The organism is Caulobacter sp. BE254 (assembly GCF_031457295.1).
GTDB lineage: Bacteria > Pseudomonadota > Alphaproteobacteria > Caulobacterales > Caulobacteraceae > Caulobacter.
On record NZ_JAVDWJ010000002.1, the window covers coordinates 102,908 to 124,786 of the forward strand.

A 21,879-nucleotide genomic window follows, 5' to 3' on the forward strand; every position below is an offset into this window, starting at 1 on the left:
TGTATTCCGCGCCTCAACGGGGCGTCGACGGGAAGGCCGAGGCCTTCCCGTCGGATAACTAGAACTTGCCGCGTACGCCGAACTTGATCGTCCGGCCGTCGTACTTGGCGTAGTCGAGGCGGGTCTTCTTGCCGTTGCCGTAGCGACCCGCGACGTCTTCGAAATAGTCGAAGCCCAACGTGTTGGTGAGGTTCAGGACATCGAGACGCAGCTCAAGGGCGTCGTTGATCTTGTAGCTGACGTTGCCGTCGAGGTAGCCGGCTCCAGCGTGCCACCGCTCGAGGTCCGAACCATCGGGGTTGGTGTCGATGATGTTCCGAGCCTTGTAATTGTAGGTCAGCCGCGCCCCCAGCGGGCCCTTTTCGTAGTAGCCGGTCAGGCTGTACGAGTATTTCGGGATGCGGTTGACCATATCGATCGACCCGTCCTGCTTACGATACTTCAGATCGTTGCTCTTCGAATTGACCTTGGTGTAGCTGGCGAGCGCGCCAAACCCGTCCCACGGGGCTGGCAGGAAATCGAAGGACTGCTGGTAGGCGAACTCGAGACCATCGAGATTCACCGTGCCGCCATTGATGAAGGTGTCGACGTCGATTGGGAGGTTGGGGTCGACGTGCCCGTTCTGCGTCTGCCAGATGATGGCCAGCGACTGGTCGGGGAGGCCGAGGCTGGAGAACGGCACGACCGAACGCTGGGCGATCGTCGTGTCCTCCAGCTTCTTCTTGAAGTAACCCGCGCTCAGAATGCCACCGCGCCCGAAGTACCACTCGGCCGTCGTGTCCCAGTTCGTCGAGACCTCCGGCTTCAGGTCCGGGTTACCCGAGGTCGCATAGGTGTTGTAGATATTGGGAATGACCGTCTGAGCGGCGATCCGCGACAGCGAGGCTCGCGTGATGGTCTTGCCCCAGGAACCCCGCCAGACTACGTTGGGGATCACGTCGTACGCGAAGCTGACCGAAGGCAGGGTGTTGTTGTAGCTGCTCTCCTCGGTATTGGGCTGGTAGGCGCCGCCGGCCCCCGTCTTCTTGAAGTTGTCGATAGTCATGTCGGTTTGCGAATAACGCACGCCGGCGTTGATGCGCAGTTCGCGGTCAAGAACCTGTCCGCTGAAATCCGACTGGATGAAGGCGGTGCTGACCTGTTCGTCGGCGGTGAAGCTGGTGGAGAGATCGATCGGCGAGGCCATGGCCGCGCCGACCGGGTCCAGCACGCTGATCATATAGTCGCGCGAGAAGGTGGCCCATTGCTGCGGGTAGTTGTCGCCGATGACGAGGTTGTCGAGCGGCACGTGATGCAGCATCGAGGCGCGCAGCCCCGCGGCGCCGATCGCGGCCAGACGGGCCTGGACGATCGCGGTTCCGTTGCGCTTGGTCTTTTGCTTGGTCGTATCGACGTAGGACAGGCCGGCCTTCAGGTGGCCCTTCCAGTCGCCCAGCCCGTAGTCCCAGTCGGCCACCAGCTTGGCGACCCGCTCCTTGTCCACTTCGCGATTCCAGTCCACGGCCGTGCTGAAATCTTCGAAATTGGCCGGGTTGGTGAAGTCGACGCCCGGCGCCGAAAGGCCCGGATAGACCCGGTTGCTCCCCCAGTCGAGGGTGGAGGTCACGCCATAGATGTTCGAGACGATCCGCTTGTTGTCGTAGAACGCCCGGCTGTCCGAAGCCGCGAGCTGGCCGGTCAACTTCAATGAGTCGTTGACCTGGTACTTGGCGTTGAGGCCGCCGTACGCGAACTTCGTCTCGGCGTTATAGTAGTAGCTCTCGCCCAGATAGGACGTGTTCCCGAACGTTCCCTGGAGCAGATTGCCGTCGACGATGCTGACGTTGATGGGCACGAGGCCGTTGTGACCGGCGGTGCCCGGACGGGCGGCCACATTGGTGGTGGCCGAGTTGCGGATCGGCAGGCCGAAGGTGAATTCGTCCCGCGAGTCTTGCAGGTGCGACAGCAGCGTGTCGAAGCTCACGTCCAGCTTGCCGTTCTTGTACTGGAGCGAAGACACCAGGCCGTCGCGATCGCGCGTATTCTCGGCGCCGTAGTAGCGGTAGAAGCGCGACAGATAGGCGTTGTCGATCGCCGTTCGATTGCCAAGCATGCCCGCCGCGCGCGGATCGGCCCAGTCCAGCGCCATGTTGAAGGGACCATTGCGTAGGGTCGGCGGCGTCTTGGTGTCGACGGGGACGGGGTGGCCAGCCAGATAGTTGCTGTTGTAGCCGCCCGTCGCCTCGAAGCCCGACTTCATGTTGACGCTGGTCGAGTGGGCGACACCGATCAGGAAGCCCCAATTGTTCCAGGTCTTGGAGAACAGCCCAAAGACGTTGGGGTCCATCTTCTTGGACGCGGTATTGTAGGAGGCCACCGCGTTGAAGCGCAGAACCTGGCCGCCGGCGCCGTCGAACGGCCTTGGCGTTTGCAGATCGACCACGCCGCCGACCCCGCCTTCCTCCAGTTCGGCCAGGGGCGTCTTGTAGAAGTCCACGCGGCCGAACAGCTCGGAAGCAAAGACGTCGTAGTTGAAGTCGCGCGATGAGCCGCCGACATTGGTCGACGAGGTCGTATGGACCGGAGCGCCGTTGAGGGTCGTCACCGTATATTCGGGACCCAGGCCCCGGATGGCGATGCGCTGGCCTTCGTTGGAAGCGCCATCGCGGGTCATGTAAATACCGGGGATGCGCTGCAGGGCTTCGGCGACGTTGGCCTCGGGGAATTTGCCGATGTCTTCGGCGACGATCGAGTCCCGGACGGCGATCGCGTCGCGCTTCAGCGTCAGCGCCTTCTCCAGCGAGGAGCGGAAGCCGGTCACCACGACCTCTTCGACGGTGTCGCTGGCGGCGGCGGCTGGCGTCGCCGCGTCCTGGGCCCAGGCCGCGGTGGCCCCGCCCATTCCCATGGTCAAAATCGTCGTCAGCAGCAGTTGCTTCTTCATGGTTCCCTCCCCTCGCGGCCCTTTGGCCGCGCAGATCCCGTCCCCGCTCGACGAAGTCGAGGAGGCTGCCCGCTCACGGGCGGCGCGTTTCAAAAATCGAAGACAGACGCTGTCCTAGCGTCTAGGCGGTCGAGCACCGCATCATCGGTCCTGGCATTTTTCCTCGGTCGAGCTTTTCGCTTCTGATCCAAGGCGTAACACATAGCGAAGCGATGCAACACATATGGGAACGTCATTTGTATGATTTTTCAGGCAGGCTGGCGTTTCGGAAACCAATGTTGCGTGACGGCAACATGAAAATCCGCATCCGGACGCACGGAAGCGAGGTCCGGATCCTGTCGCGGCGCTCCTAAACCGCGAATCGCCCCGGTTCAGCGGTAGCCGAACTCGGCGCTGATCTTCTGAGTGGTTTCCTTGACGTAGGCGGCGACCGTCGCGATCCGGGCGTCGTCCATGTACTGGGCGATCGAGGACACCGAGACTGCGGCGACGATCTTGCCGCCCATGTCTCGGATCGGTGCGGCCACGCACCGGATGTGATCCTCGTTCTCGTCAAGATCGAGGGCGTAGCCCAGGGTCCGGTACCGGGCCATGATCTCCAGCCACTGACGAAGGTCGTAGCGATAGCGGGGAAAGACCGCGGCCTCGCGCAGGAACACCTCGCGCAGGACGTCCTCGCCCTCGTCCAGCAGCAGCGCCTTGCCCAGGCCGGTGTGCCGCAAGGGCTGGCGCTCGCCGATGACGCAACGCACCTCGATGCGCCGCGTCCCGGGAATCTTGTCGATATAATGCACCTGGTCGCGATCCAGCACGCCCAGATTGACCGTATCGCCGGTATCGATCGACAGCTGGCGCAGGTGATCGTGGCTCACGCGGGTCAGGGTGATCTGCTGGGAGGCGGCGTAGCCCAGTTCCAGAAGCTTGGTCCCCAGCGCGTAGCCGTCCCGCGGCGAGAAGGACAGGAACCCTGCCTCGACCAGGGTGGAGGCCAGGCGATGGACGGTCGTCTTGTTCAGGTCCAGCGACTTGGCCATCTTGCCCAGCGTCGTGTCGCCCTTGGCGACCCGGCTGAGCACCTCCAGCCCCTTGAAGAGGGTCTGGGCGCCAGCGCTGGTTCGCGACGCGCCGGCCTCGTCGGTGTCCGTCGGGACGATGTCCTTCATGTCAGCCATTCAGCGGGCGCCCCGGCGAGATTGCCGTGGGCCGTACCGGATAGTGATACGATCCCGCCGGCAAAATGCAATGACCACCCAAGCCCGCCGTTCCGGTTCAATAGTCGACGGCATAGTCTTTCTGGAACGGCTGGCCCGCGAAGGCCAGCTTCTGGGTCCACGGCTGCGTCGGCGCCGTCCAGAAACTGTCGGAGGCCGGGAGCCCCAGGGCCAGGAAGCCCTCGGCGGTGATATACATGCTGCCGTTGTTCGAATACCAGTCGCCCAGGGCCGGGTTGTGCCCGGCGAATCCGATGGTCAGGAAACCGTCCTTCGTGAAGTTGCTGGGCTGGCTGAAGATCGCCTTGTGCGCGGCGACCAGCGCCGAGCGCACCTGCCCCTCGGACAGCTTGGCCGGCAAGGTCTTGCGCCAGGCCAGCAGGGCCAAGGGCTGGAACACCGCGGTGCGATAGGTCAGCGAGCGGCCGAACGGCGGGAAGGTCCCCTCGGGCGAGACGAACCGCTCCAGATGCTCGCTGTAGCGCTGGGCGCGCTTGACGGCCAGTTCGCGCCACTTGGTCAGGTCGTCCTTCCAGAACGGCGCCTTGTTGGCCTCCATGACCTCCAGCACCTGGATCATCATCGGGTGCATCACGAACGAGCCGTAGTAGTCGAAGTGGAAGGTCGAGCCGTCCTTGATCCAGCCGTCGCCGATGTACCACTCGTCGATCTTGCGTACCGCGGTGTTGAGCCGCATCGGGTCGGATTCCTCGCCGATCTGCAGCAGGAAGGCCTCGTTCATCGCCGCGAACAGCAGCCAGTTGATGAACGGCGGATTGACCCGGCGCAGGCCCTTGATCTCCTCGACGATGCGCTTCTTGGTCGTCGCGTCGAGCGGTTCCCACAGGGCCTTGGGCGCGCGCAGCAGAGCCTGGGTGAAATAGGCCGAATCCACCAGGGCCTGCCCATGGCCGCGCCAGAGCAGGTAGTCCGGACTGCTCGGATCGACGGAATGCACGTAGGCCTGCAGGGCCTGCTCGGTCAGCCGCTTGCGGACCTTGCCCTCGGCCGTGGCGTCCTCGGGCAGGCTCAGCCACGGCGACAGGCCCGAGATCATGCGACCGAAGCACTCGAGATAGGCCACGCCGGACTCCCGCCCGTCCCAGGTGGGACTGAGCTCGAGCGGGAAGGTCTTCTTCAGTTCGCCCTTCGACATCGCCGACAGGACGGGGCTGGCGATCTTCTCCAGCAGGCCGGCCATGTAGGCGCGGTCGTCGATCGACGACGGGGTTGGCTTGGCGGCGTTGGCCGTCCCGCCGGCGCCCAGGGACGCGGCGCTCACCAGGGCCGCCTTCATGAAGTCGCGCTTGTGCATGGTCGCCCCTATCGAACCGGCTTGAGGTCGAGATCCGCCATCGCCGTCGCCGCCAACAGGAAGGCGCCGACGCCGTAGAACTGGGTGTCGTCGTAGCTGACGCTCTCCGGACGGTCGGAGACCGGCTGGACGTAGCCGAACTTGCCGTCAGGGTGCACTGCGCGGGTCAGGGCGGTCCAGCCCTTGCGCGCGACCGGCTCGTAGGTGGGGCGATCAAGCAATCCCGCCTTCAGGCCCCAGGCCATGCCGTAGGTGAAGAAGGCCGTGCCGCTGGATTCCGGCGGCGACTTGGCCGGGTCCGACAGCAATGACGGCGACCAGTAGCCGTCGGGCTTCTGGATCGTCTTAAGCTTGCCGGCCATCTCCTTGAAGATGGTCTCCATCCGGACGCGGTCGGGATCGCCCGGCGGCAGCAGCGGGATGATGCGCGCCAGGCCGGCGAACACCCAGCCGTCGCCCCGGCTCCAGAACACCTTCTCGCCGTTCGGGCCGCGACGGGCGAAGAACCGGGAGTCTCGGTAGTAGAGATGCTCGTCCTTGTCGTAGAGGAAGTCGGTGACGGCGGCGAACTCCTTGCGGGCATAGGCCGCGTAGCGCGGGTCGCCGGTGACCTTGCTCAGTTCGAACCAAGTGGCCGGGGCCATGAACAGGGCGTCGCTCCAGCACCAGCGCTGGTCGCAGTCGACGCCGCGCGGGTCGGTGTATTCGGCGTGCTCCAGCCCCACCTTCGGCGGATAGGCCAGGATGGCGTCGAAGCGTTGGCGCAACGGCCCGATCGCCGCGTCGCCGCCGCCATGGCGCGAGGCCCAGAGGTAGGCCTGGCCGATCACGTGATCGTCGGCGTGGTAGAAGCGCTTGCCCAGCTGCCACTGGTTGGCCAGGCCGCGCGCCAGGATCGCCTGGCGATAGGCGGTGTTGTCGGACCGGTCGGCGAGGTCCCGCAGACCGACGAACAGAGCGCCCTGCACCCAACCCTTCGGATCGGCGGTGTCGCCCGAGGTGTTCGGCGGAATGTAGCCTGCGGCCATGGTGGCCAGCTGGTAGTCCGCCGCCTTCTCGGCCAACCGCAGCACCTCGGCGCGGGCATAGGGAACGGCCGCGGCCTTGGTGGACGCGGGTTGGGCGGACGCCAGCTCCCCCTGGGCGGCGGTCGCGGCCAGCGGCGCGAGCGTCGCCAGCGAAACCACGACCCCGACCGCCGCGTGGAAAACAAACTTCATCGCTTCCTCCGTACAGGCCGGGTTCGCCCCCGCCTCCTTGTTGCTTCGCCCGGTCCTGGACGCGTCATCGCTATCGCAGCTGACAGATGTCGAGCACGTTCATGTCGTCATAGTCGAGATTTTCGCCGCCCATAGCCCAGATGAAGGCGTAGCTGCCGGAGCCGACGCCGCTGTGAACCGACCAGGGCGGGCAGATCACCGCCTGTTCGTTGGCGACGACCAGGTGCCGCGTGGCGTCGGGCTCGCCCATGAAATGCAGCGCCCGCTGGTCCGCCCCGAGCCTGAAGTAGAAATAGGCTTCGGAACGGCGGTCGTGCAGGTGCGGCGGCATGGTGTTCCAGACGCTGCCCGGCTGCAGGATGGTCAGGCCCAGCAGCAGCTGGGCCGAGGCGCAGACGCCCGGCACGACCAGTTGGTAGATGATCCGATGGTTGGCGGTCTCGAGCGCCCCGCGTTCTAACGGGATGGCCGCCGCCGTCGACAGGGCCTTGGTCTGGAAGGCGGCGTGGGCGGGGGTCGAGGCCAGGTAGAAACGGGCGGGAACGGCCGCGTCGAGGCTCTCGAACCGGACATCGGCCGCGCCCCGCGTGATGTAAAGGGCGTCGAGGGGTTCCAGAACGAAGACCTGTCCGTCCACGACGACGCGGCCGGGTCCTTGGCCGACATTGACCACGCCCATCTCCCGGCTGGCCAGGAACGGCTGTCCGGCAAGCGACGGCGGCTCGGTCTGGGTCGGGAGGGCGACCGGCGCGTCCAGCGGCGCGGCGCCGCCGATCACCAGCCGCTCCTGATGCAGGTAGTTGAGCTTCACGGCGCCGGCGACGAACAGGCCCTCGATCAGGTACCGGTCGCGGAGATCCTGATTGCTGGCCCCGGCCATCATGTCGGGATGCGTGGCGTAGAAGACCTTGTCGTACGTCAAGGCCGACGCTCCCGGGCCCTGTTCGACAAACCGCCGGGACGCTCCGCGCCCGGTGCGATATGGACCGCCGGCATAGGCCTCCCCCCAACTGAATTGTCCCGACCTTATCGCATTTATCTGACAAATAGATTTCTGAAACGCAAGTCCGCAAATCGGAACGGATCTCTTTGATCCCGGGAATTCAGAGCCCAGACGCGCCATGGCGGACATCCTATGTGGGCAAAAGCCGATATGGACGCCGTTTCAATTCACGAAGCTCGAAGTGTCTATCCGGAACGGATCATCGCCAAGCCACGGTGACGCAAACGCTCGTCACGCGTACCGCGGAGACCTTGGAAGGATCCGATCAGGGCCGCTCGGCCTTGAGGCTCAGCAGCCGCAGGGTGGTCGGCGCGGAAATATCCTCGGTAGGCTGGTCGCGGTTCGGAGGGCGCGTGGGCCAGGCCAGGGCGTAGGCCTCGGTCGATCCGATCGACAGCGGCAGTACGTTGAACCGCATGTCGGCGGACAGCGGATACTTGCCGGCCATCTGGTCGGCGAGACTGGCCACGGGACGCTCCTCGACGAACGCCAGCGAGGCCTCGTCCACGACCAGTTCGAGTGATCGCCCCTCGCGGACCACCGGTACGACGAGTCGCCCGGCTCCGGCCGGTCGAGCGCCGCCGACCGACACCTGGCCAGCCAGGCTGCCGGCGCCGCCGAAATCCCACCGGAATCCTTTCCAGCGGCTGACCGGAACGCTGCGCCAACCGCCGGCTTCACGCCGAGCCAGGTAGACCTGCGTATCTCCGGCCGCATCGAACTTGTGGTAGGTAATGACCGGCCGCCCCGCGGAATCGAAACCCAGCACCGTGTTGTTGTTGATCATGCCGCCCCGCACCGGAACCGCATCTACGATTTCAGCCTGGCCCAGCGTGATGGGCAGGGCCAGGGGAGCGCCGTCCGATCGCTCCCAATGGACCAGGTCGCGGCTGCGGGCGTAGCTCAGATCATGGTTCGTCGCGGCGTCCGGCGAATCCCGCCAGACCCAGACGACATGGAACATGCCGTTGGGGCCGAGCACCGGCCCGACGAAATAGGCGTTGTGCTTGCCCTCGCCGCTGGTCAGCGGGGTGTCGAGCAGACGTCGCCAGGCGTCGGTGGCAGGGTCGAAGACATTGTAGATCTCATCGCCAGACCCGCTTCGTCCGGAGCGATATTTGACGATCAGCCGCCCGCCGGCGTCGTGCAGGAAGGTCGGATAGGTGACACGGGCCTCGTCGTCGGGTCCGATCATGTTCGGCCGCCGTCGCAGATCGCGAGCGTCGTCGCTTCCGGTGGTCCGGAAGTAGATCAGCGGCTCGGAGTGCATGTTGGCCATCACATGCAGCTGCCCGGCCGGATCGACCGCCATGGCGACGTAGTTGTGACTGTCCCACCCCAGCCAGGTGTCGAGCTTGACATAGGTCCAGGCGGTCCCGGCCCTGTCGCGCTGGGCGATCGTCAATTGCCGGTTGGCGTCATAATAGCCGACATAGATCCGCTTGGCGCCGGCGGCCAGGGCGAAGCCGACCTTGTGGCCCGACCAGACCTGGTCGATGGCTTCGATGGACTTGATCGGCAGGGCGCGAACGGGATGGTCCGCTTCGGGCGCCTGGGCGAACGTCCTCGCTGGGCTCAAAACCAGGATCGCGCCGGCGAGCGCGGAAGCCACGGCGCGCGGCCAGTCAGGATGCATGAAAAGCCCCGTCGGAGACCAGAGATGCGGCCAGAAACGCCACGAAGACCTCGACAGTCAACGCAGCCGATCGCGTACGCTTGGCGATCACGGCGTCGAGCCGCGGCTCTGCAAGGCCTCTTCGCGGTCTGAACGGGCGGCCGCGCGGTGCGGCAAGACGTCGCCAAGGCAATGGCCGCATTGGAGTTCCAAAGCCTGCCCCCGCCGCGAATTTCACCGTGATCGCCCGCCTTTTCCAATCTCCACGCGCAAAACACGCTTAACCGCGAGGGCTTTACCCGCTTTGAGCGTAACCCGCGCCAAGCCAGATGCGACAAGCCGGATCGTCTGGTTTTACCGTTCCTTGACCTTGCCGCCATTCTCCTGCGCCATGGATCTTGGCTGGGGACGGACGATCGACTTACGCAATCGCTTGAGCAATCGACGACTCGACGCGTCGGTGCTGGCTCGGTGCTGAAATTCCTCTTTCGAAACCGCGGGGCTGAACCTCCAGTTCGGCAGGACGGACCTTCGGAATCCGCGGCGCCTGCCGCGCCTCGGGCCGAAAGGAGGCCTGCGCATGACCGCTCGCCTTCGCCTCTATCGACCGGCCGATCCGCCGCAAGGCCTATCCGCCGCCGCGGCGCTGTTCCTGGCCTATGTCGCCATCGAGCTCTGCATCTGGCTGTTCTGTCGCGACATCAGCGACGCCGTCGCCTTCTTCCCCTCCAACGGCGTCTTGCTGGCCGCGATCCTGGTTCTGTCGCCGCGGCTCGGCCTCGGTTTCTGTCTCGCCTGCTTCAGCATCGATCTCGCCCATAACTGGATCGGCCGGATCGACCTGGCGCACGCTGTGCTGTTCAGCAGCCTGAACCAGGCGCTGGCGTTTGGCGGAGCGATGCTGACCCGGACCTTCTGCGGGGCGGCGCTCGACCTTTCGCGCGCCCGCCGCCTGTTCATCTTCACCTTGATCGCCGCCACCGCCGCGGCGATCGAAGCCCTTGTCGGCCAGCTCCTGGTCGGACTGATCGATGGATCCTTCGCCGATTTCGCCCACGCCTGGCTGCAATGGGCGCTGGAGGACGGTCTGGGTCTGCTGATCGCGACCCCGGCGGCCCTGCTGCCGTTCAAGCAGGAGCGGCTGTTCCATGCGGCGGCCGGGCCGCGCCTGGAACGCTTCCTGCTGCTGGCGCTCACGGTCGCCCTGACGATCGTGTCCTTCACCTCCGACCAATTCATCGCCCTGACACTGGTCATGCCCGCCCTGGTGCTGACGGCGTTCCGGGCCGGACCAGGATGGGTCTACGCCTCGGTGCTGACGGCCGGCGTCGTCGCCATGGCGCTGACAGCCAACGGCCACGGCCCGATCGCCTTCATGGCGCCCGCCGATCCCTATCGCCAGCAGTTCATGGTCCAGCTGTTCATTGCCTCGGCCTTCGCCGCGGCTGTCCCCGCCACCGCCGCGCTCAGCGTGCGCAACCGCAGCGCCCAGCGACTGGAGCGCGCCTACGCCTCGGTGCGCAAGGCCAAGGAGAAGGCTGAGGCGGCCAGCCGCTCCAAGTCGGAATTCCTGGCGAACATGAGCCATGAGATCCGCACGCCGATGAACGGCATAATCGGCGTCGTCGAGGCGCTCGCTCGCACCGACCTGGCGCCAAGACAGCGGGAGATGGTCCAACTGGTCGAAACCAGCGCCGATTCCCTGCAGGTCTTGCTCAACGACGTCCTGGATCTGGCGCGAGTCGAGGCCGGGGAGCTGGCCATCCATGCTGAAAGCTTCGATCTTCGGGCGACCTGCCGGGCGATCGTCGAACTGTTCCGGGCCAAGGCCGAGGAGAAGGGGCTTGCCCTGGAGCTTCGCATCGCGCCAACCGTCGCCGATCGGCACGTCGGCGACGCCGCGCGCCTGAAGCAGATCCTCGGCAACCTGATCTCCAACGCCATCAAGTTCACCGATCGCGGCCAGGTCGAGTTGAGCGTCGAAGCCGGTCCCGAGACCGACGGCGGACAGGCGCTCAGCCTGACGATCGCGGACACCGGCATTGGTTTCGACGCCGAGACCGGTCGCCGCCTGTTCGCGCGCTTCGCCCAGGCCGACGGCTCGATCACGCGCAGGTTCGGCGGCACAGGTCTTGGCCTGTCGATTTCCCTGGCCCTGACCCGCCTGATGAACGGGGAGATCGAGGCTGTTTCCGTCCCAGGCGAAGGATCGCGCTTTACCGTGAGCCTGTTTCTCGCCGTCGCGACGGCGGACGATCGCCCGTCCTTGCCCAAAGGCCTTGTCGAGCCGATCCTGAACGCGGGGCGAACCTTGAAAATCATGCTGGCCGAGGACCACGACATCAATCGGCGGGTGGTGAGCCTGATGCTCGAGGGCCTGGACGTGGACCTGACCATGGCCGTCGACGGGCGGGAGGCCGTCGCGCGCTTCCGGCCCGGTGGTTACGACCTGGTGCTCATGGACATGCAGATGCCCAACATGGGCGGCCTGGAGGCCATCGGCCATATTCGCCAGGCCGAACGCGAGGTTGGCGCGGTCGCGACCCCGATCGTGATGCTGACCGCGAACGCCTTGCCCGAACACGAGACCGCCGGGCTCGGCGCGGGCGCCGACGCATTTCTGACCAAGCCGATCGTCGCGGGCGATCTCATCGAGACGATCGCCAGGTTACTGGGGCCGCAAGGCGACCTTCTTCCCGCAAGCCCCGCCGCTATTCGAGGCGGCCCGCTCTCGGCGAACCGAGCGTCTCCAGACCAAAAGCCAGGCCGTCTCTCACTGGAAACCTAGCCTCGGCCGCCTACACCGCTTATACCCCGCGGCATGTTTGAAGGCCTCTCCCCCCTCGCCCGCGACGCTCGATCCTGGCCGTTCGAGCAGGCGCGCGCCCTGCTCACCCGCATCCTGCGCTTGCGCCTATCCGACGCCGAGCGCGACTTGGCCTCGGTCCTGATCCATTCGGGCAAGGCCGACGATGCGGTGAAGACCTTCCCCGCCCTGGCCCGACCGGTGATCCTGGAGACCGGCTATGGCCCCTCGGGCCTGCCGCACCTGGGCACCTTCGGCGAGGTGGCGCGCACGACCATGGTCCGCAGCGCCTTCCGCGCCCTGACCGACGACGCCATTCCCACGCGGCTGATCGCCTTCAGCGACGACATGGACGGCCTGCGCAAGGTTCCCGACAACATCGAGAACAAGCAGCCGCTGATCGAGGACCTGGGCAAGCCGCTGACCGTGGTCCGCGACCCGTTCGGCACCCACGACAGCTTCGGGGCCCACAACAACGCCCGCCTGCGCGCCTTCCTGGACGGCTTTGGCTTCGACTATGAGTTCGTCTCGTCGACCGAATGCTACAAGGGCGGCAAGTTCGACGAAACCCTGCTGACCGCCCTGGCCCGATTCGACGCCATTCAGAAGGTCATGCTGCCGACCCTGGGCGAGGAGCGCCGCGCGTCGTACTCGCCGTTCCTGCCGATCAGCCCCTCGACCGGTAAGGTGCTGCAGGTCCCGACCCTGGAACGCAACGTCGAGAAGGGCACGATCGTCTTCCAGGACGAAGACGGCAAGAGCGTCGAGGTCCCGGTGACCGGCGGCCATGTGAAGATGCAGTGGAAGCCCGACTGGGCCATGCGCTGGACGGCCCTGGGCGTCGATTACGAGATGAGCGGCAAGGACCTGATCGACTCGGTCAAGGCCTCGGCCCAGATCTGCAAGGCGCTGGGCGGCGTTCCGCCCGAGGGCTTCAACTACGAGCTGTTCCTCGACGAGAACTCGCAGAAGATCTCCAAGTCTAAAGGCAACGGCCTGTCGATGGAGGACTGGCTGCGCTACGGCGCGCCGGAGAGCCTGTCGTATTATATGTTCCAGAGCCCGAAGTCGGCCAAGAAGCTGTATTTCGACGTCATTCCCAAGGCGACCGACGAGTACCTGCAGCAGCTGGACGCCTATCCGCGGCAGGAACCAACCAAGCAGCTCGACAATCCCGTCTGGCACGTCCATTCGGGCCGCCCGCCGCAATACGGCTCGCCGGTGTCGTTCAGCCTGATGCTGAACCTGGTCTCGGCCGCCAACGCCTCGGACAAGGCGATCCTGTGGGGCTTCCTGTCCCGCTACATCCCCGGCGCGACGCCGGAGAGCCAGCCGCTGCTGGACCGCCTGGCCGGCTATGCGATCAACTACTACGACGACTTCGTGAAGCCGACGAAGGCGTTCCGCGCCCCCGACGACAAGGAGCGCGCGGCGATCCTCGACCTGCTGGCGCGGCTCAAGGCCCTGCCGTCGGACTGCCAGGACGCCGAACTGATCCAGAACGAGGTGTTCGCGGTCGGCAAGGACCACGGCTTCGACCCGCTGCGCGCCTGGTTCCAGGCGCTGTACGAAGTGCTGCTGGGCCAGAGCCAGGGCCCACGCTTCGGCTCGTTCGCGGCGATCTTCGGCCTGGACAGGACGACGGCGCTGATCGCGGAGAAGCTGGGCTGACTTGTCGCGCCCGTGGAACGCCGCTAGCGCGATCGGTAATGCCGCCGCCAAGGCGCGCTAGAGCAAACTGCGCGATATGGGAATCGCCGGCTTGCCCTAGATTTTTGTTTTCGCATTGCTTTTGCGGAAAACCGGCATCCACTTTTTCCGCACGACGCCCTAGGTGGCCTGGGCCTGCAAAGCCAGCCATGCAGACCCCGACCACCAAACCCAATAGGGTCCGCCTGAGCGCTTCCCCAGCGGGTCCCATGTGACCCGGTCGGCCAGCACGGTCAGGCCCGTCCAGCGCTCGGCAGGTTGCACGGCCTGCGGCGGTGAGCCGAAGCCCGCCGCGAACTCCTGGCGCGCGCCATAATGCTTGGCCGAACGCTGCACGATCTCGCCGTAGCTCGTGGAGCCGCGATAGCTCAGGAAGCCGCTTTGAGCCGAGCGTCCATAGCTGGAGTTCCCTATGATGGTGTGGCGCCCCTCGGTAACATTCGTGGGCAGGAACATGCAGTAGGTCGCGGTGCTGGTCGCATCGCCGTTGTCGCCAAAGACGTTGCCAATGATCGAACCGTTGTCGCCACCATAGTAGACGACTGGCTCGCCCTTGCTCTTCAGAACGTTAGCGTGGAACTGGTTGCCTATGATGTTGACGCCCTGGGGCGGGCTGCTTGGGTTGTCGAGTATGAAGATCGCGGCGTTGCGAGACCGGTCGATCTTGTTGCCGATGATGTTGATGTAACGGGCTCCGGATACGACCCAGATATTGTTGTCGTTGTCCCAGATGTCACAACTGAGAATGGTGGTGGTCCAGTTGTTGATATTGACGCCGCGTCCGCCATTTCCGCCGATCATGCAGCCCATGACGTTGTTGTCGGAACCGAAAAGCGACAGTCCGTGTGCATCGTTGCCGAAGATCCGCGTATTGTCGAACCGGCAACCGCGTCGGGCGGGCGACTGATGGATTCCATCGCCCTTGCAGTAGACGATTCTTGCCTTGTCGAAGTCCCAGCCGGTCTCGACCGACTCTCCGCGTGTCGATGGTTCGAAGAAGACGCCATGGTTCTGGGCCGTCTGAGCCTCCTTGTTGCCGTGAAGCACCATGTTGGTGACGCCGCCCGCCGTCGCGCCCAAGCCGATGGTGAGCAGAGGTTTCGTGGCGCCGGGCGTCTGCTTGAGACCCAATCCCTCGCCATCGAACAGCCGGCCGGCCTGAGGCCCCACGATCTGTACGTCGGGCGCGTCGATCCGGACGCCTGAGACGTTGTACAGCTTCTGAAGCCACACCATTCCACCCGATCCGCTGGCGGCGTCGATCGCCAGCTGCACCGCGGCGGTGTCGTCGGCGTGACTCGAACGCGCATAGCGATCCGGTCGGAAGACCGGCAGGTTGGCGCTGTCGGGATTCCCGCTTTCAGCGGCGGCGGCGGCGGCGGCCTTCTGGGCGCGGGACGCCCCGGACGCCGGATCGTCTCGCGCCTCGGCGCGAGCGGCGATCGGCGCAAGTCCCAGTGAAAGCCCGGCGATAGCTCCGCGACGCGTCGGCATGGGTCAATCCTAATCTGTCCTGCGCTACGCTCGACCTTGAACACCAAGCCGACGAAGGACCTGGCGTCGAACGCGAGCTTCGCACCCGTTCCGCCTGGCTCCAACGCCGTCATCTCAAGCTCGTTGCCAGGATGCGGCCAAAGCATGGAAGGCAAGCGCGGCGCGAACAAGGCATGGGCAGCTGGCGCTAAACTAAAGAAACTCCGCCGGCGACTTGGCGTCTCGTCCCCGAGTGCGGTAGGTCTGGCCGCCACGATTGCAAAGCGGATCTGACATGACACTCGACCAACGAACCCCCGTTCAAGGCCGTGCGCAGACCCCGCAATCGCCCATGTCGAAATTCATGATTCTATGGGGCGTGGCTCTGATCGCGCTGTCGATCATCTGGCCGCGATATGGGTTTTTCGGGTTTGGCCCTCTCAAAGCGACACCGTTCACGTTGTTCGCCACGGCGAGCTGGCTGGTTCTACCGTTCGTCACGATGTTCGATACCCAGCTCAGAAGCCAGCTATTCCGCGAAATATTGCGGCGGCGATTTGTCATCATCGCCATGATCGTTTGGTATCTGTGGCGTGTATTCACCGCATTTGTCGGCGAAGACGTCGTCGGATCTCTGACCTTTCTCTTGCGGCAGATCGTCTACTTGTTGCCCGTCCTATTTGTAGGCCTGGTCGTTTTCACAGGAACAAAGGGGCGAGATCGGGCAATCGTCACTATCGTCATATCGACGGCCATCGTCGTCGCAGTCGGCGCCGTTGAACTCGCGACCAGCAAGACGTTCGCGCAGCTGACCGGATTAAAATTCGCTGGCGATGCTCAATTGCTGAGCCTTCTCAGCGCTTCGACGACGCGCGGAGGTTCCATCCGACTGCAGTCCGTCTTTTACCACCCCATCGTCTTTGCGCAGTGCCTGGCCTGGGCCTCGCCCTTTCTCGTCTATGCGATGACAACACGTCGAAACGTAATGATCCGAGCGATAGCCGCCGTCACGCTTCTCGTTATTCCCTATTTCGTTCTCAAGACTGACGCCCGATCTGGCTTGATCGCGCTCGCCATGACTTTGGCGATGTACGCCGGTCTACTGGTGGTGCGGCGGACCGGCCTATTCTCTCTACAAACTGTCCTGGCCGGTTTGGTGGCGCTCGCCTTGGCGCTCGCCGCAGCCCAATCCGGCCAAGCCATGATGAGCGACCTTATCGGCGGCCGAACCGCTGTCGAGGCCGAGAGCACCAAGTCTCGCTCAGCCATGTTCGATCGGGGTTTTGACGAAATCAAAGCCAGCCCGATCGTGGGTTACGGTGACAATAGATCACCGGAGCATGGTGGCCTTCGCAGCCCCAGAGGAATTCTGACAATTGATTCTGCCTATCTTTCCTCCCTCCTTGATAGCGGTTGGGTGGGCTTGTTTCTGATGGCGGTCGCTTGGTTCTCTGCGCTTATCGGCGCCTTGCGGATCGCGATCCTGCGCGATGCAAGCCGATTGGACGTTGCTGCGGCGGCGAGCCTAGCTGCTGTTCTCACGGTGTTCAGCATCCTGTCCATCATGGACAACATATCGCTGATCTTCATCTCGATCGTGCTGTCCGCGGGCACTTGGCCGCCCACTCTGGGAAGTCACGCCGTCGCTCGACGGGAGCCTCCGGGGAAACTCTGAGCGATCGAAATCCCAATCCGTTGGCGGGCGTCGCACGTAAAAAAGGGCGACGCCCCCGGACGTCGCCCCTTCCTCATCGAACTCTGTCGCCTTGGCCGAAGCGGCCGGACGGTGCGGTCGCCGTCGGGCCGTCTTTCCGGCGAGACTAGGCTCGCTTCGCCAATGCATCCTTGACTGACGCGAAGTTCAGCTTCGCCTTATCGACCAGCGCCGGCATCGACTTTTGAACCGTCGCAGCCGCCATTTCCATCCGACCAAACAGGTCGTTCGCGCGCTCCAGGAAGCTGTCCTTCGAGAAGTCGTCGATCTTGAGGACGTATTCCGACAACCCGATGCTTTCCATATAGTCATTCAGCTTGAAGCTGTACGACAACGCCATCGATGGGCGCCCGGCGGTGGCGGCGATGATGACCGGGTGCATGTTGGTGCTGATCATCATGTCTACGCCCTGGCACTCCGAGATGAATTCATCGTTCAGCAGCGTCCGTGGCGGCGTCATCTCTATCCCGCCGATCTCCGTCAGCGCTTCATAGACCTTCAGGCAGTTTTTCAGGTCCCAGGACGTGCTCGCGATGAACCGCAGGCTGACGGCCTTATCCTTTGCGAACTCGGCCAAGCCGGTGACAACGGCGGAGAGATAGTCAGCCTCGCTCTTGATCTGGCCGGACGCCGATCGTCCATGGGGCCCGTCATGGCCGCGGAACATTTGGATCATGACGCCGACGATCTGCTTTTGTCCCGCCGCGACCGGACGCGGCTCGGGCTTTGGCAGGAGGTTGACGACGTCAGCGGTCTTGACAGCCAAATCGGGCCTGTCGGACAGGGAACGGACGAGACTGAACGAACCATCGTCTCGGCACCCGGCGCCGGTCACCTTCTTCAGAGCTTCGCGCAGTAGCTGTTGGGGCTCACCGGCAGAGAACGGGCCTATGGTTTGACCGCAAATGAACACCGGCTTGTTCAACCGATGCGCCATTTCGATCGTCTGGAACTGCGCCCTCATCATCCCGGTCCAGGCCGAATTAAAGTATCCGCCTCCCGAAAGAACGACGACATCGGCGGACGAAATCAGTTGAAGGTGCTTCTTCATCGCCGGCAGAAATGCGACGTTCAGCCTCTTCCATAGCTTGTAGTCCAGAATATTTGGAATATTCCAGAAGCGACGCCGAATTCGCGAGAAGGTGCGCACGCTGAATTGGCTATGAATGGAATCTTCAGCCTCTAGCCGGTGATGAACTCGAAGCTCACCCTTGTCGTAAGACGTCACAATGATCTCATCTGGACTTGCAATCGTCAGAAGTTGATCATAAGTGCACTTGAGAATGGCGTTGTCACCAATGTTGCCATAGCCCCAACCGCCAGACAGATAGATTTTTTTGGGCATGTCTTTTCCGATTTCCGCATCACGGTCGATTAAGGTTTACTTCATACTTGATACAAGCGGCCGACGAGGATCCGACGAGCCTCGTGACGCGGCGCTCATATTTTATCGTCCATCGCGACGGCCATATTGGTCGGCTTTCCCAGCAGACCGCGGGCCACGAGGATGCGGGACGTCATGTTCGCGATCAGCGTTGTCACGGCGCCGGCGCACATGAGCCAGGGCAACGCCTCAAGGCCGGCCTTGGGCAGGAACGCCAAGTAGCCAAGCCCCAGCACCACCAGCGCCGCGATCTGGCCTCCAACGCGAGACAGGGCCATGCCCCGAGCGGAGAGCGCCGCACCGATCGAGGCGGCCGCATACCGGATCGCGACAAAGACCGCCAAACCCGGCCAAAGCACATTCACTTCCTTATAGGCGGGGCCGAGCAGGAACTTCGTGATCAAGCCGCCGCCAAGCCAAAAGCCGAGCCCCATCACGACGCCAACCCCGGTGAACTCGAGCATCATACGTCTCTCGTTTACCGTCAGATGTCGCGAGATGCTGGCCTCTCTCGCCATTCTCGGGATGTGGATCGAGGCGAGAATGGTGACGAGCCCAAGCGCTGCCTGAATGAACCGCGCGCCAGATTGATAGATGCCAGCAGCTTGCAGGCCAAATGCCGAGGCGACGATCAAGCCATCGATTTGGCCCGTCAGGTAACCGAGCCCGCTATCAGCGGCCCAGCCGAAGGCGCCCCGTATCGAAACCCAGACCGTTCCAATCGGCTGGAGCCGCAGGCGACAGCCCGTAAATAGCCGTTCCGCACCGATGATCGCCAGAGCCGTATAGATTGTACGCGATAGTACAAAGGCGATCGCCAGGGCAAGCAGCCCCCAGTGCGCCAGTGAAATCCATCCGACCAGGACGAGGTGGAAAGTGGACGTCCAGACCGTAAGCCAGGTTTCACCCGAATAGCGACCGATGGCCCGGTAGGCCATCAAGGCCAGATCGCCGATGGCTCCCACCAGAATCGCGAGGCCCAAAAGTCCAGCCGACAGCCGCGTGACATTGTCGCCAGGTAAAAAGAAGATCGCTACGGCGCCTCCGGCCGCAACGGCGATCGTAAGATACAGTTTCACGCTAAGGCTGGCGTTCAACACATTCCCGCCGTTCGCGGGATCTGCCCCGATATCGCGCAAGGTTTTCGAGACGAAACCGAAATCGGTCAGCAAAGAGCCGAGGGTGGCGTAGGCGAATATGGTGGTCACAAGGCCGAAGGCTGCCGGCCCCAGGCCCCGCGCCATGAGCACGAACACCAACAGCGCAACCCCCATGCGGATCAGCACGGAGGCGGCCATGAACAATCTATCACGCACGCGGCGACCTCGGTCTCAGCACGGCTTGGTAAGCGACGACGGTCTGCTGTGCGATCAGGGGCCAGCCGCGCGTCTCTTCCACGCGAGCCTTGCCGACCTGACCCAACCGGTCGGCGGTCGACGGGTCGGCGAGAGCCTCCCGTAGGCGGGCGGCCAGGTCGGCGGAGTCCTCGGACCTGAACGACAGGCCCGCTTCGCCGACCGAAGCCGTCAAGGGAGGCAGGTCGCTGTAAACGACGCCGCGAGCAAAGCTCATGGCCATGATCGCCACGCCGCTCTCGTAGATGCGGCGATAGGGAATGACGATCAGGTCGGCGGCGCGGTAGTAGCGCTCGGCGTCGGCGTCGGAAACATGACCGGCGTCCACGCGGAGCCGCCCAGCCAAGGCCCCGCCTTCCATCGCACGCAGCTCTTGCAGTTGCTCGTCCCGCACCTTGCCGGCGGCGACCACGAACAGGCGCGGATCGTCGATCTCACGGAGAGCCTCGAGCAGGAGGTCCAGGCCTTTTTCCGTACGCGGATTGCCGAAGAACAGAGCGATGAGTTTGTCGCTCGGCAGCTTCAGGTCGGTCCGCGCGGCCTCGCGGCTGGGCTGGTCGGGGTAGTTCTCGATATAGTGGCCGTGGGCGACGACCGCCGACACCTTGCCCGCCGCCAGTTCGCCCGACGCCTTCAATGCTTCGAAAGAGAAGGCGTTGTGCACGATGACGCCGTCGGCGAGCCGCAGGATCAGGCGGCGCCCGCGACGGCCATGGCTTTTTCCAAAGCTGTCGATGTCATGCAACGTGACCACCAGGCGAAAGCCGAACACCTTGACCGCTGCCGCCGCCATCACCTCGCGTATGTCGTAGTGGAAGCAATGGATGTGCACGACCTGCACGCGATGCGCGCGTGCATCCTTGAGCGACGAAAGGAGACCGCGCACGTAACGAAGACCGCGGCGCCAGGCCGGGTCCCCGCCGTACAGCCCGGCATAGGCGTTGACCGATCGGAAGGCGGCGCCTTCGATCTCCGCAACCTCGAAGCCATAGACGGTGGCGTCCACACCGGCGCGCGCCAGTCCCTCCGCCAAGCCCTCGGTATAGTAGTGGAACCCAGCGTGGTGGCCGAGCGGATCCAGAATCCCGATCTTCAGTCGCTCCATGTCAGGCCGCTTTCCTGGCTAGTGTGTCTGGCCCGATGGGCCCCTGACGCCGCCGCCCCGAGAGCCAATCGGAGAAGGCCAAGCGGATCAGCGCCGCGCCGCGCGCATCCTTCTGCCGGACGGCCCGCAACGAGCGCGCGCCCAACCGGAGCATGGCCGCCGCCAACGATGCGGGACGACGCCGCGCAGAAAACCGCAGCAAGTTGACGGCCAGATAGTAGATCGCCGTGTCGCTTGGCCGTGCATCCGCGTTGGTGCCGATACTGCCGCCTTCCTTGTGATAGACGACTGACGCCGGGGCCCAGGCGAGGCGATGAACGCCCCGGGCCCTCACCGCCCAGTCAAGCTCTTCAAAATACAGGAAATAACTCTCCTCCATCGGACCGACCGTCTCGAAGAAAGCTCGGCTGACCAGCATCGAGGCGCCCACGACATAGGTCATGCGCTGCTCCACCTGCGACCGCTCGGGCAGGGCATAGGCCGACCCGCCGCGATGGATCTCGACCCCGCGATGGCTGTTCAGGTCGTAGTGGACGCCCAAGGCCTGAACCTGGTCGGGCCGATAGTAGAAACACAAGGTCGAGCCCACCAGGCCAGGCTGATCCGTCTCGCTTGCTCGAGCCAGCAATTCAGACAGGGAGTCTGGCGCGGCGATCGTATCGCTGTTGAGCAGCCAAGCGAATTCAGCGCCATCATCTTCGAACGCGAAACGTAGGCCGTGGTTGTTGGCGGCCGCGAACCCGGCGTTGCGCCCCAGCGGGAGCCAATAGATCGCGTGCCGTTCGCGCGGCGCGGCCGTACCGGCGTCCAGAATCAGCCGGGGCTGGCGCAGCCGGGGACCTGGAACCTGTCGCCATGCCTCGGTCGAAACGTCCACGTCCAATCGGCCAGCAGCCCATTCGGACAGTTTGTCCAGAGAGCTGTCGCTCGAACCGTTGTCACAGACCAGAACGCAATGATTGTCGTCTTTCAGGCGAAGAATAGACTCCAGACACTCAAGTAGATCGCGCGCGCCATTCCAGTTGACGAGGATGATATAATTCAC

Annotated in this window: 14 protein-coding genes; 3 read left to right on the top strand and 11 right to left on the bottom strand. The window is 64.2% G+C overall.

Going from position 1 to position 21,879, the window contains the following annotated elements; translation table 11 throughout:
* Positions 1–58 precede the first annotated feature (58 nt).
* The 6 genes from J2X41_RS04590 to J2X41_RS04615 form a co-directional block, all read right to left on the bottom strand.
* Positions 59–2,923: a TonB-dependent receptor gene (locus J2X41_RS04590; protein WP_310079967.1), complete on the bottom strand. Its 2,865-nt coding sequence runs from the start codon at positions 2,921–2,923 to the stop codon at positions 59–61.
* Between the two features lie 371 nt (positions 2,924–3,294).
* Entirely contained in the window at positions 3,295–4,095 is an 801-nt protein-coding gene (locus J2X41_RS04595; RefSeq protein ID WP_310079969.1) for an IclR family transcriptional regulator, read from the bottom strand.
* A 97-nt stretch (positions 4,096–4,192) separates the two neighbouring features.
* The gene (locus tag J2X41_RS04600; protein ID WP_310079970.1) at positions 4,193–5,449 is read right to left on the bottom strand and encodes a DUF2264 domain-containing protein; all 1,257 of its coding nucleotides are present in this window, start codon (positions 5,447–5,449) and stop codon (positions 4,193–4,195) included.
* Positions 5,450–5,457: 8 nt separating this feature from the next.
* A complete protein-coding gene (locus J2X41_RS04605) occupies positions 5,458–6,669 on the bottom strand; it encodes a glycoside hydrolase family 88 protein (protein ID WP_310079972.1) in 1,212 nt (403 codons plus the stop codon).
* Positions 6,670–6,739: 70 nt separating this feature from the next.
* Entirely contained in the window at positions 6,740–7,591 is an 852-nt protein-coding gene (gene kduI / locus J2X41_RS04610) for a 5-dehydro-4-deoxy-D-glucuronate isomerase (protein WP_310079974.1), read from the bottom strand.
* Positions 7,592–7,937: 346 nt separating this feature from the next.
* Positions 7,938–9,308, bottom strand: a complete 1,371-nt coding sequence (locus J2X41_RS04615) for a BNR repeat-containing protein (protein WP_310079976.1) — start codon at positions 9,306–9,308, stop codon at positions 7,938–7,940.
* A gap of 559 nt (positions 9,309–9,867) precedes the next feature.
* Between J2X41_RS04615 and J2X41_RS04620 the strand changes: the two genes are divergently transcribed.
* Together J2X41_RS04620 and J2X41_RS04625 are read left to right on the top strand one after the other, a co-directional pair.
* Positions 9,868–12,075, top strand: a complete 2,208-nt coding sequence (locus J2X41_RS04620; RefSeq protein ID WP_310079978.1) for an ATP-binding protein — start codon at positions 9,868–9,870, stop codon at positions 12,073–12,075.
* A gap of 33 nt (positions 12,076–12,108) precedes the next feature.
* Positions 12,109–13,764, top strand: coding sequence for a lysine--tRNA ligase (locus J2X41_RS04625; RefSeq protein ID WP_310079980.1), 1,656 nt, complete (start codon positions 12,109–12,111; stop codon positions 13,762–13,764).
* A 159-nt stretch (positions 13,765–13,923) separates the two neighbouring features.
* Here the strand turns inward: J2X41_RS04625 and J2X41_RS04630 are convergent, their stop codons facing one another.
* A complete protein-coding gene (locus tag J2X41_RS04630; RefSeq protein ID WP_310079981.1) occupies positions 13,924–15,297 on the bottom strand; it encodes a right-handed parallel beta-helix repeat-containing protein in 1,374 nt (457 codons plus the stop codon).
* Between the two features lie 274 nt (positions 15,298–15,571).
* Between J2X41_RS04630 and J2X41_RS04635 the strand changes: the two genes are divergently transcribed.
* Positions 15,572–16,951, top strand: a complete 1,380-nt coding sequence (locus tag J2X41_RS04635; protein ID WP_310079983.1) for an O-antigen ligase family protein — start codon at positions 15,572–15,574, stop codon at positions 16,949–16,951.
* A 145-nt stretch (positions 16,952–17,096) separates the two neighbouring features.
* Here J2X41_RS04635 and J2X41_RS04640 read toward each other — a convergent pair whose 3' ends face one another.
* The 4 genes from J2X41_RS04640 to J2X41_RS04655 form a co-directional block, all read right to left on the bottom strand.
* Positions 17,097–18,335 (bottom strand): polysaccharide pyruvyl transferase family protein, encoded by a 1,239-nt coding sequence (locus J2X41_RS04640; protein ID WP_310079984.1) that lies wholly within the window; start codon positions 18,333–18,335, stop codon positions 17,097–17,099.
* A 95-nt stretch (positions 18,336–18,430) separates the two neighbouring features.
* Entirely contained in the window at positions 18,431–19,672 is a 1,242-nt protein-coding gene (locus tag J2X41_RS04645; RefSeq protein ID WP_310079986.1) for an oligosaccharide flippase family protein, read from the bottom strand.
* 10 nt (positions 19,673–19,682) lie between these two features.
* On the bottom strand, positions 19,683–20,834 hold the full coding sequence (locus J2X41_RS04650; RefSeq protein ID WP_310079987.1) for a glycosyltransferase family 4 protein: 1,152 nt from the start codon (positions 20,832–20,834) through the stop codon (positions 19,683–19,685).
* A 1-nt stretch (position 20,835) separates the two neighbouring features.
* Positions 20,836–21,879, bottom strand: coding sequence for a glycosyltransferase family 2 protein (locus J2X41_RS04655; RefSeq protein ID WP_310079989.1), 1,044 nt, complete (start codon positions 21,877–21,879; stop codon positions 20,836–20,838).

Bases quoted from the DNA above. Each gene is read 5' to 3' on its own strand.
- J2X41_RS04620 (WP_310079978.1), top strand. From the start codon at position 9,868: ATGACCGCTCGCCTTCGCCTCTATCGACCGGCCGATCCGCCGCAAGGC.
- J2X41_RS04640 (WP_310079984.1), bottom strand. From the start codon at position 18,335: ATGCCCAAAAAAATCTATCTGTCTGGCGGTTGGGGCTATGGCAACATT.
- J2X41_RS04635 (WP_310079983.1), top strand. From the start codon at position 15,572: ATGACACTCGACCAACGAACCCCCGTTCAAGGCCGTGCGCAGACCCCG.
- J2X41_RS04630 (WP_310079981.1), bottom strand. From the start codon at position 15,297: ATGCCGACGCGTCGCGGAGCTATCGCCGGGCTTTCACTGGGACTTGCG.
- J2X41_RS04645 (WP_310079986.1), bottom strand. From the start codon at position 19,672: ATGGCCGCCTCCGTGCTGATCCGCATGGGGGTTGCGCTGTTGGTGTTC.
- J2X41_RS04595 (WP_310079969.1), bottom strand. From the start codon at position 4,095: ATGGCTGACATGAAGGACATCGTCCCGACGGACACCGACGAGGCCGGC.
- J2X41_RS04650 (WP_310079987.1), bottom strand. From the start codon at position 20,834: ATGGAGCGACTGAAGATCGGGATTCTGGATCCGCTCGGCCACCACGCT.
- J2X41_RS04605 (WP_310079972.1), bottom strand. From the start codon at position 6,669: ATGAAGTTTGTTTTCCACGCGGCGGTCGGGGTCGTGGTTTCGCTGGCG.
- J2X41_RS04625 (WP_310079980.1), top strand. From the start codon at position 12,109: ATGTTTGAAGGCCTCTCCCCCCTCGCCCGCGACGCTCGATCCTGGCCG.
- J2X41_RS04600 (WP_310079970.1), bottom strand. From the start codon at position 5,449: ATGCACAAGCGCGACTTCATGAAGGCGGCCCTGGTGAGCGCCGCGTCC.
- J2X41_RS04615 (WP_310079976.1), bottom strand. From the start codon at position 9,308: ATGCATCCTGACTGGCCGCGCGCCGTGGCTTCCGCGCTCGCCGGCGCG.
- J2X41_RS04590 (WP_310079967.1), bottom strand. From the start codon at position 2,923: ATGAAGAAGCAACTGCTGCTGACGACGATTTTGACCATGGGAATGGGC.